Source organism: Pseudomonas sp. Lz4W (assembly GCF_000346225.2).
GTDB classification, from domain to species: domain Bacteria; phylum Pseudomonadota; class Gammaproteobacteria; order Pseudomonadales; family Pseudomonadaceae; genus Aquipseudomonas; species Aquipseudomonas paraversuta.
Genome location: NZ_CP017432.1, coordinates 4,086,680 through 4,102,420, shown reverse-complemented (window position 1 = coordinate 4,102,420; position 15,741 = coordinate 4,086,680). Strand labels below are relative to the sequence as shown.

General features: G+C 59.3%; 13 protein-coding genes. 8 read left to right on the top strand and 5 right to left on the bottom strand.

Annotation, left to right across the window (positions count from 1 at the left end; genetic code table 11):
* Positions 1 to 9 precede the first annotated feature (9 nt).
* Positions 10 to 951 (top strand): AEC family transporter, encoded by a 942-nt coding sequence (locus B195_RS18815; RefSeq protein WP_003439849.1) that lies wholly within the window; start codon positions 10 to 12, stop codon positions 949 to 951.
* Positions 952 to 977: 26 nt separating this feature from the next.
* Here B195_RS18815 and B195_RS18810 read toward each other — a convergent pair whose 3' ends face one another.
* From B195_RS18810 to gatC, 5 genes are all read right to left on the bottom strand, one after another.
* Positions 978 to 2,018 (bottom strand): calcium/sodium antiporter, encoded by a 1,041-nt coding sequence (locus B195_RS18810; RefSeq protein WP_003439850.1) that lies wholly within the window; start codon positions 2,016 to 2,018, stop codon positions 978 to 980.
* A gap of 49 nt (positions 2,019 to 2,067) precedes the next feature.
* Complete coding sequence (locus tag B195_RS18805; protein WP_003439851.1) at positions 2,068 to 2,439, bottom strand: septal ring lytic transglycosylase RlpA family protein; 372 nt, start codon at positions 2,437 to 2,439, stop codon at positions 2,068 to 2,070.
* A 171-nt stretch (positions 2,440 to 2,610) separates the two neighbouring features.
* Complete coding sequence (gene gatB / locus B195_RS18800) at positions 2,611 to 4,056, bottom strand: Asp-tRNA(Asn)/Glu-tRNA(Gln) amidotransferase subunit GatB (protein ID WP_003439852.1); 1,446 nt, start codon at positions 4,054 to 4,056, stop codon at positions 2,611 to 2,613.
* 10 nt (positions 4,057 to 4,066) lie between these two features.
* Positions 4,067 to 5,518: an Asp-tRNA(Asn)/Glu-tRNA(Gln) amidotransferase subunit GatA gene (gatA, locus tag B195_RS18795; protein ID WP_003439853.1), complete on the bottom strand. Its 1,452-nt coding sequence runs from the start codon at positions 5,516 to 5,518 to the stop codon at positions 4,067 to 4,069.
* A 15-nt stretch (positions 5,519 to 5,533) separates the two neighbouring features.
* On the bottom strand, positions 5,534 to 5,821 hold the full coding sequence (gatC, locus tag B195_RS18790) for an Asp-tRNA(Asn)/Glu-tRNA(Gln) amidotransferase subunit GatC (protein WP_003439854.1): 288 nt from the start codon (positions 5,819 to 5,821) through the stop codon (positions 5,534 to 5,536).
* A 210-nt stretch (positions 5,822 to 6,031) separates the two neighbouring features.
* Here gatC and mreB point away from each other — a divergent pair, with 210 nt between their 5' ends.
* The 7 genes from mreB to B195_RS18755 all read left to right on the top strand — a co-directional run bounded on the left by mreB (position 6,032) and on the right by B195_RS18755 (position 15,708).
* A complete protein-coding gene (gene mreB, locus B195_RS18785; RefSeq protein ID WP_003439856.1) occupies positions 6,032 to 7,069 on the top strand; it encodes a rod shape-determining protein MreB in 1,038 nt (345 codons plus the stop codon).
* A 144-nt stretch (positions 7,070 to 7,213) separates the two neighbouring features.
* Complete coding sequence (mreC, locus tag B195_RS18780; protein ID WP_083912782.1) at positions 7,214 to 8,287, top strand: rod shape-determining protein MreC; 1,074 nt, start codon at positions 7,214 to 7,216, stop codon at positions 8,285 to 8,287.
* Positions 8,287 to 8,775, top strand: coding sequence for a rod shape-determining protein MreD (mreD, locus tag B195_RS18775; RefSeq protein WP_003439859.1), 489 nt, complete (start codon positions 8,287 to 8,289; stop codon positions 8,773 to 8,775). Before mreC ends, mreD begins: the two co-directional genes overlap by 1 nt.
* Positions 8,776 to 8,827: 52 nt before the next feature.
* Positions 8,828 to 9,433 carry a nucleoside triphosphate pyrophosphatase gene (locus tag B195_RS18770; protein ID WP_003439861.1) on the top strand — a complete coding sequence of 202 codons (606 nt, stop codon included), beginning with the start codon at positions 8,828 to 8,830 and terminating at the stop codon, positions 9,431 to 9,433.
* A gap of 56 nt (positions 9,434 to 9,489) precedes the next feature.
* Positions 9,490 to 10,947, top strand: coding sequence for a ribonuclease G (rng, locus tag B195_RS18765; protein WP_003439863.1), 1,458 nt, complete (start codon positions 9,490 to 9,492; stop codon positions 10,945 to 10,947).
* Positions 10,948 to 11,019: 72 nt separating this feature from the next.
* Positions 11,020 to 14,832 (top strand): YhdP family protein, encoded by a 3,813-nt coding sequence (locus tag B195_RS18760; protein ID WP_003439872.1) that lies wholly within the window; start codon positions 11,020 to 11,022, stop codon positions 14,830 to 14,832.
* 36 nt (positions 14,833 to 14,868) lie between these two features.
* Positions 14,869 to 15,708 carry a carbon-nitrogen hydrolase family protein gene (locus tag B195_RS18755; RefSeq protein ID WP_003439873.1) on the top strand — a complete coding sequence of 280 codons (840 nt, stop codon included), beginning with the start codon at positions 14,869 to 14,871 and terminating at the stop codon, positions 15,706 to 15,708.
* Positions 15,709 to 15,741 lie beyond the last annotated feature (33 nt).

Here is a 15,741-nt window from a genome sequence, read left to right as displayed (position 1 = left end):
TGACTCGATATGCTGGCTATTTTCCTTCAGACACTCTCTATCACGGCTCCCGTGTTTGCCATGCTGTTTCTGGGCGTTGTGCTCAAGCGCGTGGGCTGGATCAATGACAACTTTATCCACACTGCGTCGGCACTGGTGTTCAACGTCACCATGCCGGCCTTGTTGTTTCTGGGTATTTTGCATGCCGATCTCAGGGCCGCCTTGCAGCCCAAGGTACTCGGCTATTTCACCGTAGCGACGCTGGTCAGTTTTGCCCTGGCCTGGGGCTGGTCGATCTGGCGTTGCCCTCGTGCTGAGCGGGGTATCTACACTCAGGGCGCGTTTCGCGGCAACAACGCGGTCATCGGCCTGGCCCTGGCGGCCAGCATGTATGGCGATTACGGTATCTCCCTGGGGGCAGTGCTCGCGGCCCTGGTGATTCTGCTCTACAACACCTTGTCGACCATCGTGCTGGCGGTGTACAGCCCGGTGATCAAGTCCGATCCCTGGAGCATCTGTAAAAGCGTGTTCAAGAACCCGCTGATCATCAGCGTGCTGGTGGCAGCCCCTTTTGCTGCGTTCAAGATCGGCCTGCCCCATTGGCTGCTGACCTCGGGTGAGTATCTGGCGTCGATGACCTTGCCGCTGGCGCTTATATGTATCGGCGGCACGCTGTCGTTGGCGAGTTTGCGTAAAAGTGGTGACCTGGCGCTGAGTGCAAGCCTGGTGAAAATGGTCAGCCTGCCATTACTGACCACGCTGGGCGCCTGGCTTTGTGGTTTCCGGGGGGCCGAACTGGGGACTTTGTTTCTGTACTTTGCCAGCCCCACAGCTGCCGCCAGCTATGTCATGGCCCGGGCGGCCAACGGCAATCATGAACTGGCAGCCGCGATTATCGTGATCACCACCCTGATGGCTGCGATCACCACCAATATCGGGATCTTTGTGTTGCAGTGGGGCGGCTGGATCTAGCCAGCCCCGGGTGGTCACAGCGTGGCTCAGTGTTGTCGACGCCAGGCGCGCAAGGTGCTGAGCAGCAGAAACACCAGCAGCGCCGGCAAGACATAAAACAGCATCAGGTGCTCGAGCCTGCCGGCCAGGGGCATGCCGGTAGTAAAGGACACCACGTGCAGTCCGTAAGCCAGGTACAGCGCCAGAAGCAATATGCCTTCGCCGCGGGTGACGCGGTATCCGGTATAGAACACGGGCAGGCACAGTGCCGCGACGCCCAGCATGACCGGCAGGTCGAACGTCAGGGCATTGGGCGAGACCGACAGGGGCTCCGGTGCCACAAGCGCCGTGAGGCCGAGCACACCCAGCAGGTTGAAGACATTACTGCCGATCACGTTGCCGACGGCAATCTCGCGCTGGCCGCGCAGGGCTGCGATCAGCGAGGTGGCCAGTTGTGGCAGCGAGGTGCTGACAGCAATGATGGTCAGGCCGATGATGCGTTCGGACAGTCCCCACTCGGTGGCAATGTCGACCGCTGCGCCCAGCAGCAGGTGCCCGGCCAGACCCAGCAAGACCAGGGCGGCAAGCATTTGCAGGCCGTTGCGCAGGCTTGAAGTGCGGGGCAGGTCGTGGCTGGCGTGATGATGGCCGCTGTGGCGTGACTGGCGCAGCAGCAGACCGAAATAGACCAGCAGGCCGCAGAGCAATATGACGCCATCCAGGCGGTCGAGTTGCCTGTTCAGGGCCAGGGCGAACACCAGACCGCTGGCCAGGATCATCAGTGGAATGTCCAGGCGCACCAGCTGGCGTGACACGCGCAGTGGAATAATCAGTGCCGAGAGGCCGAGAGTGACCAGAATATTGAAGATATTGCTGCCGATGACGCTGCCGACGGCAATGTCCGGGGTGTCATTGAGCGCGGCTTGCAGGCTGACGGTCATTTGCGGCGCGCTGCTGCCCAGGGCGACCACCGTCAAGCCGATCAGCAATGGGCGCACTTTCAGATTGGCGGCTATACGCATGGCGCAGCGCACCAGCAGTTCGGCGCCAGCAATCAGTAAAACAAGGCCGCAGAGCAGTTGCAGCAAGCTCCACGGTGATAATGCGTTCAACCCTAAAATGTCCGGCACTCCTCAATTAATCGCTCAAGCCTTGAACCCTGACTTTGGCTGTACCGCTGCTCAGCATACCCAACTGTTTTGCCGCCTGGCGTGAAAGATCGATCAGCCGGCCCCGGGTATGGGGTCCGCGATCATTGATGCGCACGATGACAGACTTGTTGTTGCCAAGGTTGGTGACCAGTACCCGGGTGCCGAATCGCAGGCCGGGGTGGGCGGCGGTGAGACCATGCTGGTTGAAGGGCTCGCCGCTGGCGGTCAGTTTGCCGTGATGGCGGGCGCCGTAATAGGAGGCAATGCCGGTTTTGTCATAGCCGCGGGGGTCTATGTCATGGCTGGCACAGCCGGCGAGCAAGCTGAGCAGGGCGCAGGCGCCGAGTAGCCGCTTCATGGGGGAATCCTTTTATTGCGGGGTGTGTGGGGTTACCCAAATCCTGTGGGGGGCTGGCTTGCCAGCAATGACATCGTCTCCGTTCAATGGACCAGTCGCTTTGTCTGAATCGCTGGCAAGCCAGCTCCCGCGGGAGATCCGGGGTCAACAGATCTCCCGCGGGATTGTTGCTTAGCCTTCGAGCTTGCTTTTGAGCAGTTCGTTGACCTGTTGCGGGTTGGCTTTGCCTTTGGAAGCTTTCATCGCCTGGCCCACGAAAAAGCCGAACATCTTGCCGCGTTTGGCTTCATCGGCCGCGCGGTATTGTTCGACCTGTTCTGCGTTGGCCGCCAGCACGTCGTCCAGCACCTTCTCGATCGCGCCGCTGTCGGTCACTTGCTTGAGACCGCGCTTGTCGATCACTTCGTCGGCGCTGCCTTCACCATTGGCCATGGCTTCGAACACCACCTTGGCGATTTTTCCGGAGATGGTGTTGTCGGTGATGCGCAGCAACATGCCACCCAGTTGCTCGGCGCTGACCGGCGACTGGTCGATATCCAGGCTTTGCTTGTTGAGCAGGCTGCCCAGTTCAACCATGACCCAGTTGGCCGCCAGTTTGGCGTCGCCGGCGATGTTTACCACTTTCTCGAAGTAGTCGGCCTGTTCACGGCTCGAAGCCAGTACGCTGGCGTCATAAGCGGAAAGGCCGAACTGCGACTGGAAGCGCTCGCGCTTTTGCGGTGGCAGTTCCGGCAGGGTGGCGCGCACGTCTTCGATGAACGAATCTTCGATGACCACCGGCAGCAGGTCCGGATCGGGGAAGTAACGGTAGTCGTTGGCTTCCTCCTTGCTGCGCATGGCGCGGGTTTCGTCCTTGTTCGGGTCATACAGGCGCGTTTGCTGAATCACCTTGCCGCCGTCTTCGATCAGCTCGATCTGACGTCGTACTTCGCTGTTGATGGCTTTTTCGATAAAGCGGAACGAGTTGACGTTTTTGATCTCGCAGCGGGTACCGAACTCAGCCTGGCCAACCGGGCGAATCGACACGTTGCAGTCGCAACGCAGCGAACCTTCGGCCATGTTGCCGTCGCAGATGCCCAGGTAGCGCACCAGGGCGTGCATCGCCTTGACGTAGGCTACGGCTTCCTTGGCGCTACGCATGTCCGGCTCGGAAACGATTTCGAGCAGGGGCGTACCGGCACGGTTCAGGTCGATGCCGGTGGAGCCGCTGAAGTCTTCGTGCAGGCTTTTGCCCGCGTCTTCTTCCAGGTGCGCGCGGGTGATGCCGACACGTTTGACGGTGCCGTCTTCCAGAGTGATGTCCAGATGGCCCATGCCGACGATCGGCAACTCCATCTGGCTGATCTGGTAGCCCTTGGGCAGGTCGGGGTAGAAGTAGTTTTTGCGGGCAAACACGTTGTGCTGAACGATTTCGGCATCAACCGCCAGGCCAAACATGACGGCCATGCGCACGGCTTCCTGGTTCAGCACCGGCAATACGCCAGGCATGCCCAGATCAACCAGGCTGGCCTGGGTGTTCGGTTCGGCACCAAAGGTGGTGGCGCTACCGGAGAAAATCTTCGATTGGGTGGCGAGCTGAGAATGAATTTCCAGCCCGATCACAACTTCCCATTGCATGTGTTTCTCCTCAGAAGCCGGCAGGTGAGCGCAGATGCCAGTCGGTATTCAACTGGTACTGGTGCGCGACGTTGAGCAAGCGACCTTCCTGGAAGTAGGGCGCAAGCAACTGCACGCCGACTGGCAGGCCATCGACAAAACCGGCCGGCATCGACAGGCCCGGCAGGCCCGCGAGGTTGGCGGTGATGGTGTACACGTCTTCCAGGTAGGCAGAAACCGGGTCGCTGTTTTTAGCGCCGATTTTCCAGGCCGGGTTAGGTGTGGTCGGGCCGAGGATGATGTCGACTTCATTGAACGCAGTCATGAAGTCGTTTTTGATCAGACGACGGATTTTCTGCGCTTGCAGGTAGTAAGCGTCGTAGTAGCCAGCCGACAGGGCGTAGGCACCTACCAGGATCCGGCGCTGTACTTCCGGGCCAAAGCCTTCGGCGCGTGAACGCTTGTACAGGTCGGTGAGGTCTTTCGGGTCTTCGCAGCGGTGGCCGAAGCGCACGCCGTCAAAACGCGACAGGTTGGAAGAGGCCTCGGCAGGGGCGATCACGTAGTACGCAGGAATGGCGTGCTGCATGTTGGGCAGGCTGATGTGCTTGATCACGGCACCCAGCTTTTCGAGCTCTTTGATGCTGGTGTGGATCAGCTGCGCGATACGCGGGTCCAGGCCTTCGCTGAAATACTCTTTCGGCACGCCGATGCGCAGGCCCTGCAGCGAACCGTTGAGGCTGGCGCTGTAGTCCGGCACGGGTTCGTCGATGCTGGTGGAGTCCTGCGGATCAAAACCGGCCATGCCCTGCAACAGGATGGCGCAGTCTTCTGCAGTGCGGGCCAGCGGGCCGCCCTGGTCGAGACTGGAGGCGTAGGCGATCATGCCCCAGCGCGAAACCCGTCCGTAGGTAGGTTTCAGGCCGGTGAGGTTGGTCAGGGCGGCCGGCTGGCGGATCGAACCGCCGGTATCTGTGCCCGTTGCAGCAGGCAGCAGCCGAGCGGCAACGGCCGCAGCCGAACCTCCCGACGAACCCCCTGGCACGTGCTCCAGATTCCACGGGTTTTTCACCGCGCCGTAGTAGCTCGACTCGTTGGCCGACCCCATGGCGAATTCGTCCATGTTGGTCTTGCCCAGGCTCACCGCGCCTGCAGCGGCCAGTTTGGCGACCACGGTGGCGTCATACGGGGCCTTGAAGTTGTCGAGCATCTTCGAGCCGCAGCTGGTGCGTACGCCCAGGGTGCAGAACAGGTCCTTGTGACCGATCGGTGCGCCCAGCAGTGCGCCGGTTTCACCGTTGGCGCGACGTGCGTCAGCGGCCTTGGCCTGCTCGAGGGCGAGGTCTTCGGTGAGGGTGATGAAGCTGTTGAGCTGAGGATCGAGCTGGGCGATACGCGCCAGCAAGGTCTTGGTCAGCTCTTCGGAAGAAAACTTTTTATCGGCGAGTCCGCGGGCGATCTCGGCCAGAGTCAATTGATGCATGCAGGCTCTTTCCCTTTACTCGATGACTTTCGGAACCAGATAAAGGCCATTTTCGACCGCTGGTGCGATGGACTGGTAAGCCTCGCGATGATTGCTTTCAGTCACGACGTCTGCGCGCAGGCGCTGGCTGGCTTCCAGGGGGTGGGCCAGAGGCTCGATACCGGTGGTGTCGACAGCCTGCATCTGATCAATCAGCCCCAGAATGCTATTCAGGGCTTCGGTGGTGCGTGGGATATCAGCATCATTGAGACCCAGACGGGCCAAATGAGCGATTTTTTCCACGTCGGAGCGTTCAAGCGCCATGGGATTCTCCAGTGGAAAACAGGACGGATGCTATCCGTGTGTTAGATTGTCGGAACACTACCGCATTTCTACGGTCATATGGCCGCGATTGTGGGGGTTGGTGCTCTGAAAAGCTGCCAATTTAACATATTGGCGCCTTGCCCAAAATCCCTGTCGTTGTTAGAGTTTGCCGCACTTTTTTACCCACGCGTTGCCTAGGGTCCCTTTCCCATGTTCAAGAAACTGCGTGGCATGTTTTCCAGCGATCTTTCCATCGACCTGGGCACTGCCAACACCCTGATTTACGTGCGTGAGCGCGGTATTGTCCTGAATGAGCCATCGGTTGTGGCTATTCGGACGCACGGTAACCAGAAAAGTGTCGTTGCTGTCGGCACCGAGGCCAAGCGCATGCTGGGCCGTACACCGGGTAATATTGCAGCCATTCGTCCGATGAAAGATGGCGTTATTGCCGACTTCAGCGTTTGCGAAAAAATGCTGCAGTACTTTATCAACAAGGTGCACGAAAACAGCTTTCTGCAGCCAAGCCCCCGGGTTCTGATTTGCGTACCTTGCAAATCGACTCAGGTAGAGCGTCGCGCCATCCGCGAATCGGCACTCGGTGCCGGTGCCCGTGAAGTGTTCCTGATCGAAGAGCCGATGGCAGCTGCTATCGGTGCCGGCTTGCCGGTTGAGGAAGCACGCGGCTCGATGGTTGTCGATATCGGTGGTGGTACCACTGAAATCGCGCTGATCTCCCTGAACGGTGTGGTTTACGCCGAATCCGTACGGGTTGGCGGCGACCGCTTCGACGAAGCGATCATCACTTATGTGCGCCGTAACTACGGCAGCCTGATCGGTGAATCGACGGCCGAGCGCATCAAGACCGAAATCGGTACGGCTTTCCCGGGCGGTGAAGTGCGTGAAGTAGACGTGCGTGGCCGTAACCTGGCGGAAGGTGTACCGCGTGCCTTCACCCTGAACTCCAACGAAGTGCTCGAGGCTCTGCAAGAGTCGCTGGCAACCATCGTTCAGGCCGTGAAAAGTGCACTGGAACAGTCCCCGCCAGAGCTGGCTTCGGACATCGCCGAGCGCGGTCTGGTACTGACCGGTGGTGGCGCCTTGCTGCGTGACCTCGACAAGTTGCTGGCCCAGGAAACCGGTCTGCCGGTAATCGTTGCCGAAGACCCGCTGACCTGCGTAGCACGTGGTGGTGGCCGTGCGTTGGAAATGATGGATAAACACACGATGGACTTGCTTTCCAGCGAATAAGATCGCGTGGTGCAGTCCCATGGTTATCACCAGAAGGTAGCACTTTGCAGTGCTGCCTTTTGGCGTTTATCTTCTGTCAATCTTCATCCAGGCCGTTTTGAAGCCGTATGAATAAATTGAACACTTGCCTGGGAGGAGCGGCTTATTAAACCGCTCTTCGCCAAAGGCCCCTCATTGGGCGTGCGCTTGTTGGTGCTGGTCGTGCTATCGGTCGCGCTAATGGTAGTGGATGCCCGCTTCACATTGCTCAAACCCGTGCGCAGTCAGATGTCGCTGGTGCTGATGCAGTCCTACTGGATCACCGATTTGCCGCAGCGCTTGTGGCAGGGTGTGGCCAGTCAGTTCGGCAGTCGTACCGAACTGGTCGCGGATAACGAGAAACTCAAGACCGAAAACCTTCTGCTTCAGGGGCGCATGCAAAAGCTGGCCGCCCTGACCGAGCAGAACGTCCGCCTGCGCGAGTTGTTGAACTCTTCTGCGCTGGTTAACGAGAAGGTTGAGGTGGCCGAGTTGATCGGCATGGACCCGAACCCCTTTACCCATCGCATCATCATCAACAAGGGTGAGCGCGACGGCGTCGTGCTGGGCCAGCCGGTACTCGATGCTCGCGGCCTGATGGGGCAAGTGGTCGAGTTGATGCCCTACACCTCGCGGGTTTTGCTGCTGACCGATACCACCCACAGTATTCCGGTGCAGGTGAACCGTAACGGTTTGCGTGCCATCGCCAGCGGTACGGGCAATCCCGAGCGTCTGGAATTGCGCCATGTGGCCGATACAGCGGATATCAAAGTGGGCGATTTGCTGGTCAGCTCGGGCCTGGGGCAGCGTTTCCCGGCCGGCTATCCCGTGGCAACCGTCAAAGAAGTGATTCACGACTCGGGTCAGCCGTTCGCCATTGTGCGTGCCGTTCCGACCGCCGCCCTGAACCGCAGCCGCTATTTGCTGCTGGTATTCAGCGACAGTCGCACCCCCGAAGAGCGGGCCAACGATGCCGCCAAGGCCCAGGAGGCCGAGCAAAACGGTGAGGCGCCGCCGATCATTCCGGCAACCGTGCCCAAACCGGCAGCGCCTGTGGTTGTACCTGCGCCAGCGCCTGCTCCGGTTGCTACCCCGGTTGCGCCTGCGGTCAACGCCGTGAAAAAACCTGTTCCAGCGCCAACCCCCGCCGCGGCCACCCCGCCAGCAGCTGCGCCGGCCACGACTCGGGAGAGGCAATAATGGCGAGTACTCGTTCGAATAATGGCTGGATCATCTGGCTAACGTTCGCCATCGGCCTGTTACTCAGCATTTCACCGATGCCGCAGTTCATGGAAATCCTGCGCCCGCTCTGGCTGGCGTTGCTGCTGGCTTTCTGGACCCTCTACATGCCGCATAAAGTGGGCATGGTCACGGCCTGGTGCCTGGGGTTGGCCGAAGATGTGCTGTACGGCACGTTGCTGGGGCAGAACGCGCTGATTTTGACCCTCATCACCTTCCTCGTACTGTCGCTGCAGCAGCGTCTGCGGATGTTCCCCATGTGGCAGCAGAGTCTGGTGATCCTGGTTATTTTCGGTCTGGCCCAACTGGCCCAGTTATGGCTAAGTGCTTTGACCGGCAACCGTCAGCCGACCCTGGCCCTGATTCTGCCTGCGCTGGTCAGCGCACTGCTCTGGCCATGGGTCAGTTACGGGCTTCGCGGGTTGCGCCGACGCTTCAAAATCAATTAACAGGAGCGCGAGCCATTTCCTGGTTTGTGCACTTTGACAGGGAGATGTCACGATGCTTTCGCTTTATCTGGCTTCCGGTTCGCCACGTCGACGTGAGTTACTGACTCAAATCGGCGTGCCGTTCAACACCATCAGTGCTGCCATTGATGAAACCCCTCTTGCGAATGAGTCCCCTGCGGCCTATGTCGAGCGCCTGGCGCACGAAAAGGCCAGGGCGGGATGCGATCGGCTGCTCAAATCCATACTCAGTAGCACTTTTTGTGTGTTGGGCGCCGACACTGCTGTGGTACTTGATGGCCAGATACTCGGCAAGCCGGTCGATGAGGTCGATGCCATGGCTATGCTCATGGCGCTATCCGGCCGCGAGCATGAAGTGCTGACGGCCATTGCGATTATGGATGCCGAGCGCTGCGAAACCCGCGTGATACGCAGCCGGGTCAGCTTTCGAAACATCAGCAAACAAGAAGCCAGACTGTATTGGGCCAGCGGTGAACCTCAGGATAAAGCAGGCGGTTACGCCATCCAGGGGTTGGCCGCAGTCTTTGTTTCAGGCCTCAATGGCAGTTATTCGGGCGTAGTGGGGTTGCCTGTGTGCGAAACCGCAGAACTGCTGGGGCATTTCGGCATACCCTGTTGGCAAAACCTTAACGTGCACTGAATTGTGCACCTACGAGACGTGGCACTAATGTGATGACGCCTGAACGAGACCCAGCCATGAGTGAAGAGATCCTGATCAACATCACGCCGATGGAATCGCGCGTGGCGGTGGTAGAGAACGGTGTTCTGCAAGAGGTGCATGTCGAGCGTACCCAGCGCCGGGGCATTGTTGGCAATATTTATAAAGGCAAGGTGGTCAGGGTTTTGCCCGGCATGCAGGCTGCCTTTGTCGATATCGGTCTGGATCGTGCTGCTTTTATTCACGCTTCTGAAATTTCCCTGCGCGAAGGCCAGGCCGTTGAAAGCATCAGCGCCCTGGTGCATGAAGGCCAGAGCCTGGTGGTGCAAGTCACCAAAGACCCGATTGCCTCCAAGGGCGCGCGTCTGACCACCCAGTTATCCATCCCTTCACGCTATCTGGTGTACATGCCGCGCACGGCCCATGTCGGTATTTCGTTGAAAATCGAAGACGAAGCCGAGCGTGAGCGCCTTAAACAGGTGGTCAGCGATTGCGTGGCCAAAGAGGGGATCAAGGAAACCGGTGGTTTTATCCTGCGCACGGCGGCCGAGGGTGCCGGGGCAGATGAAATCCTGATGGATATTCGTTATTTGCGGCGGCTGTGGGACCAGATCGGAGCACAGATCAAAACCGTCGGTGCCCCGACCGTGATCTATGAAGACCTGGGCCTGGCGTTGCGCACACTGCGTGACCTGGTCAGCCCCAAGATTGAAAAAATCCGCATTGATTCCCGCGAGACCTTTCAACGGACCACGCAGTTTGTTGCTGAACTGATGCCGGAAATTGCCGACCGCCTCGAGCACTACCCGGGCGAGCGCCCGATTTTTGATTTGTATGGCGTCGAAGACGAGATCCAGAAAGCACTGGATCGCAAGGTACCGCTCAAGTCCGGCGGTTATCTGGTGGTTGACCCGGCAGAAGCGATGACCACCATCGACGTCAACACGGGTGCGTTTGTGGGGCACCGCAATCTCGAAGAAACCATCTTCAAGACCAATCTGGAAGCTGCCACCGCCATTGCCCGGCAACTGCGCCTGCGCAACCTGGGCGGCATCATCATTATCGACTTCATCGACATGGAAGATGAAGAGCACCAGCGTCAGGTATTGCGCACCCTCGAAAAACAACTCGAGCGTGATCACGCCAAGACCAACATCATTGGCATTACCGAGCTGGGTCTGGTGCAGATGACCCGCAAGCGCACCCGCGAAAGCCTTGAGCAGGTACTGTGCGAGCCCTGCGTGTGCTGTCAGGGGCGCGGCAAGCTGAAAACCGCAGAAACTATCTGCTACGAAATTTTCCGTGAAATTCTGCGCGAAGCTCGTGCTTATCAGGCTGTTGGCTATCGTGTATTGGCTAACCAGAAAGTTGTCGACCGCTTGCTGGATGAAGAATCGGGCAACGTCGCGGAGCTGGAAGGATTTATCGGGCGTACGATCCGTTTTCAGGTCGAAACCATGTATTCCCAGGAACAATACGACGTGGTGCTGCTCTGAAGTATCCTGCATGCCGCATTAAAAAGGGGCTAACTCCTGCCCCTTTGATCATCATTGAAGGGGCCGCCTGACATGGAGCGTCTGACACGCTTTTTTGCCGCGTTGACCCGCTGGGGATTAGGGGCCTGTGCCCTGATTTTGGTACTCACGGCGTTGTACGTCAGCCTGGGCCGCGAGCTCACGCCGCTGATCGCCGAATATCGCCTGGAAGTCCAGAACAAAGCCCGTGAAGCCTTGGGCGTGCCCTTGACCATTGGCAGCCTTGAAGGGCGCTGGGATGGCATGGGGCCGGTGCTGCTGGCCCACGATGTCATGGTCGGCGAGGGCAACAGTGCCCTGCGTCTGGATCAGGTACAGGTGGTTCCCGATGTCTGGGCCAGCCTGCTGAACCGCGACATTCGCCTCGCCCATGTGCAACTCGATGGCCTGCAACTGAGCTTGCGTCAGGACCAGGCCGGTCATTGGGCGCTTGAAGGTTTTGCGCTTCAGGACGATCAGCCGCTGGACCCGGAGCAATTGCTCAATCAACTGCAGCAGGTTGCCCGGGTGTCCCTGCTCGATAGCCAGGTAACTCTGGAACCCTGGAAGCATGCCCCGCTGACCCTGACTTATGTGGGGCTTACCCTTGATGCGGGTGCCTCTGATCAGCGTCTCGATACCCGCTTCACCCTGCCTGACGGCCAGCCTGTGGCGATGAGTCTCAAAACTCAAATCCAGGCCGGTCACTGGCGTGACGGTGCAGCCCAGGCTTATCTGAGCCTGCCACAAAGTGATTGGGCTAAATGGCTGCCAGCCAGCCTGATCAATCCCTGGAAAGTGTCTGAGCTAAAAGCCGGTGGCGAATTCTGGTTTAACTGGAGCAAGGGCTCGGTGCAAAGTGCCGTTGCGCGCTTGAACGCGCCATCCATGCGCGGTGCTTATGCAGAGCGCAAGCCTGAGGCGATTGAGGACCTGGCAATGCGTGCCTGGATTCAGCGCGCAGATCAGGGCTACAAGGTGGTGCTGGACTCGCTGGCGATGAATGTGGGCAAGAGCCGCTGGGAAACCCGCATGCAACTGCAACAGTTCGCAGCCACTGATAAAGAACTGGAGCGCTGGCATCTACAGGCCGATCATCTGGACCTGACCCCGATCACCCCGTTGATGGACTCCCTCGCGCCGGTGCCAGAGGCCGCCGCTGAAGTCATCGACCAGCTGAAAGTGACGGGCACATTACGTAATGTGCTGGTCGACTACCGGCCCGCTGCGACCGACGAGCAAAAGCTCAGTTTCGCAGCCAACTTGCAGCAAGTGGGCTTCAACGCCACCCACGGTGCGCCGGCGGCACGGAATGTCAGCGGATTGATCAGCGGCGACCTGGGCAAGGGCGAGCTGCGACTGGACAGCAAAGACTTCTCGCTGCACCTGGAGCCGATTTTTGCCAGGCCCTGGCAATACCTGCAGGCCAACGCCTTGCTCACGTGGAAGCTGGATGAAAACAGCTTCACCCTGATAGCACCTGCCATCAAAGTGCTGGGGGAAGAAGGCAAGATTGCCGCTGACTTCCTGATCCGTATTCATATGGATCACTCTGAAGAAGACTATATGGACCTGCGGGTCGGCCTGACCGATGGTGATGGGCGCTTCACTCCAAAATACCTGCCTGAGGTATTGAGCCCGGCGCTCACCGAATGGCTGAGTACGGCCATCATCAAGGGCTCGGTTGACGAAGGTTTCTTCCAGTATCAGGGCTCGCTCAGTCACGATGCGGTGGCCGCCGCGCGCAACATCAGCCTGTTCTTCAAGGTTCATGGCGCCGAGCTGGATTTCCAGCCCGGCTGGCCCCATGTGCGCAATGTGTCGGGTGATGTATTCATCGAAGACAGCGGCGTACGCATCATGGCCAGCAAGGGCCAGTTGCTCGACACCCAGGTGCGCAATGTCGCGGTCAGTATTCCCCACGTGCCGACTGGCAAGGTCAGCCACCTGTACCTGGACGGTGACTTCGACGGTGGCCTGGGCGACGGTTTGAAAATCCTCCAGGAGGCGCCGATAGGCACGGCTGAAACCTTTGCCGGCTGGCAAGGCGAAGGCTCGCTCAAAGGCCGGGTCGACCTTGATATCCCGCTGGAGAAAGGTGTCGAACCGAAAATTCTGGTGGACTTCAAAACCGACAAGGCGCGTTTGAAACTGAGCAATCCCGAACTTGAATTGACCCAGCTCAAGGGCGACTTCCGTTTTGACAGCGCCAAAGGTTTGAGCGGCAAAGGTATCAGTGCCAGGGCTTTTGATCGTCCGGTCACCGCGCAGATATTCGCCGATGGCAAACCTGGCAGGCTGAGTACCCGGGTTGTTGCCAGTGGTCAGGTCGGGGTCAAGAAACTCACCGACTGGCTCAAGTTCTATCAGCCGATTCCGGTCTCCGGGGATTTGCCTTATCAACTGCAACTCACCCTGGATGGTGCGGACAGCCAGTTGCGGGTCAGCTCCAGCCTCAAGGGGGCGGTGGTTGACCTGCCTGCACCCTTCGGTCTGGCCGCCAACCAGACCCGCAACAGCGTATTTCGCATGACCTTGCAGGGCGCCGAGCGCCGTTACTGGTTTGACTACGGTGATCTGGCAAACCTGACCTTCGCTGCGCCTGACGGCAAATTCGAAGACGGTCGTGGCGAGTTGTTTCTGGGGGCTGGCGATCCCGTGTTGCCACCCGGTAAAGGGTTGCGTATTCGCGGCGTGCTGTCGGAACTGGATGTTGCTCCCTGGCAGGCACTGGTCGAGCGTTATGCGGGCAAGGACCCCGGAGGCAGCGCCAAGCAGATGCTCAGCAGTGCGGATTTCAAAGTCGGCAAGCTGAACGCGTTTGGTACGCAACTGGATCAGGTCAGTCTGCAAATGAAGCGCAGCGCGGCGTCCTGGGGCTTACAGATCAATAGCAAACAGGCCACCGGCGCAGTGACCTTGCCCGATGCCAAAAATGCCCCGATCGTGATCACTATGCAGACCATTCGCCTGCCGGCGCCTGATCCCAAGGCGGTGACTGACGACAATGCTCCGGACCCGCTGGCTTCGGTTGATCCACGCAAAATACCGGCGCTGGACATCATCATTCGCCAGCTTTATCAGGGGTCTGACTTGTTGGGTGCCTGGTCGCTGAATGTGCGGCCGAACAACCGCGGCATCAGCCTCAACAATCTGAACCTGGGGCTCAAGGGCTTGCTGCTCGAAGGCTCGGGCGGTTGGGAAGGGGGAGCCGGTGCCAGCAACAGTTGGTACAAAGGCCGTATCGGCGGACGCAACCTGGCCGATGTCCTGAAGAACTGGGGCTTTGCGCCGAGTGTGACCAGTAACAATTTCCATGTCGACGTCGATGGGCGCTGGCCCGGTTCTCCGGCCTGGATCGGCCTCAAGCGCTTCTCGGGCACTCTGGATGCCTCGCTGAACAAAGGTCAGTTTGTCGAGGTCGATGGCAGCGCTCAGGTGCTGCGTATCTTTGGCCTGCTGAACTTCAATGCCATCGGCCGCCGCTTGCGTCTGGACTTCTCGGATCTGTTTGGCAAGGGCCTGAGCTATGACCGGGTCAAAGGCGTGCTGAATGCCACAAATGGCGTTTACAGCACCTCTAGACCCGTCCTGATGACCGGGCCGTCGACTAACCTTGAACTCAGCGGCACGTTGAATATGATCACCGACCAGGTCAACGCCAAGTTGCTGGTCACGCTGCCTGTGACCAACAATCTGCCCCTTGCGGCGCTGTTGGTGGGCGGGCCGGCGGCAGGCGGAGCAATGTTCTTGCTCAACAAGTTGATCGGTGATCAGGTGTCGCGCTTCGCCAGCGTGCAATACAGCATCCAGGGCCCGTGGGCTGATCCGAAGATCACCTTCGACAAGCCTTTTGAGAAAAACTAGGAGTAGCATGGCGTCAGACATTTCAAGGAGTGCGCCATGTCGTTTGCAGTGATTCAGATGGTCAGCCAGAGCGATGTGCTGGCCAATCTGGCCCAGGCCCGCCGCCTGTTGGAGCAGGCCGCCGGGCATGGCGCGCGGTTGGCGGTATTGCCCGAAAATTTCGCGGCTATGGGTCGCCGGGATATCGCCGATATCGGCCGCGCCGAGGCCATGGGGCAGGGGCCGATCCTGCCATGGTTGAAACAGGCCGCCCGAGACCTCAACTTATGGATAGTGGCGGGTACTTTGCCGCTGCCGCCCGAAGGGCAACCAGATGCCAAGGTCAATGCCTGCTCATTGTTGATCAACGCCGATGGCGAGCAGGCCGCGCGATACGACAAACTGCACCTGTTTGATGTGGACGTGTCTGACAGTCGTGGCCGTTACCGTGAATCCGATGACTATGCGCCCGGGGCACAGGTAGTGGTGGCAGATACCCCGGTTGGCAAACTGGGCCTGAGCGTATGTTACGACCTGCGTTTTCCGGAGCTGTATAGCGAACTGCGGGCTGCCGGGGCTGAATTGATTACCGCGCCTTCGGCCTTTACCGCCGTTACCGGGCAAGCACACTGGGACATACTGATCCGTGCCCGGGCGATAGAAACCCAATGCTACCTGTTGGCTGCAGCCCAGGGTGGCGTGCATCCCGGGCCGCGTGAAACCTGGGGACATGCTGCAATTATCGACCCTTGGGGGCGCGTACTGGCAGAGCAGGCCCAGGGCGAAGGGGTGCTGCTGGCCGAGCGCGACAATGCCGAGCAGGCGGCCATCAGGGCGCGCATGCCGGTGGTGAATCATCGACGATTTTTTTCCCGGGGCGCTCAGGAGCAGGTTTAGAGGCGTTTCGGTCAGATGCATTTTTTGTGGGAG

Bases quoted from the DNA above. Each gene is read 5' to 3' on its own strand.
- B195_RS18815 (WP_003439849.1), top strand. From the start codon at position 10: ATGCTGGCTATTTTCCTTCAGACACTCTCTATCACGGCTCCCGTGTTT.
- B195_RS18805 (WP_003439851.1), bottom strand. From the start codon at position 2,439: ATGAAGCGGCTACTCGGCGCCTGCGCCCTGCTCAGCTTGCTCGCCGGC.
- gatB (WP_003439852.1), bottom strand. From the start codon at position 4,056: ATGCAATGGGAAGTTGTGATCGGGCTGGAAATTCATTCTCAGCTCGCC.
- gatA (WP_003439853.1), bottom strand. From the start codon at position 5,518: ATGCATCAATTGACTCTGGCCGAGATCGCCCGCGGACTCGCCGATAAA.
- gatC (WP_003439854.1), bottom strand. From the start codon at position 5,821: ATGGCGCTTGAACGCTCCGACGTGGAAAAAATCGCTCATTTGGCCCGT.
- mreB (WP_003439856.1), top strand. From the start codon at position 6,032: ATGTTCAAGAAACTGCGTGGCATGTTTTCCAGCGATCTTTCCATCGAC.
- mreD (WP_003439859.1), top strand. From the start codon at position 8,287: ATGGCGAGTACTCGTTCGAATAATGGCTGGATCATCTGGCTAACGTTC.
- B195_RS18770 (WP_003439861.1), top strand. From the start codon at position 8,828: ATGCTTTCGCTTTATCTGGCTTCCGGTTCGCCACGTCGACGTGAGTTA.
- rng (WP_003439863.1), top strand. From the start codon at position 9,490: ATGAGTGAAGAGATCCTGATCAACATCACGCCGATGGAATCGCGCGTG.
- B195_RS18760 (WP_003439872.1), top strand. From the start codon at position 11,020: ATGGAGCGTCTGACACGCTTTTTTGCCGCGTTGACCCGCTGGGGATTA.
- B195_RS18755 (WP_003439873.1), top strand. From the start codon at position 14,869: ATGTCGTTTGCAGTGATTCAGATGGTCAGCCAGAGCGATGTGCTGGCC.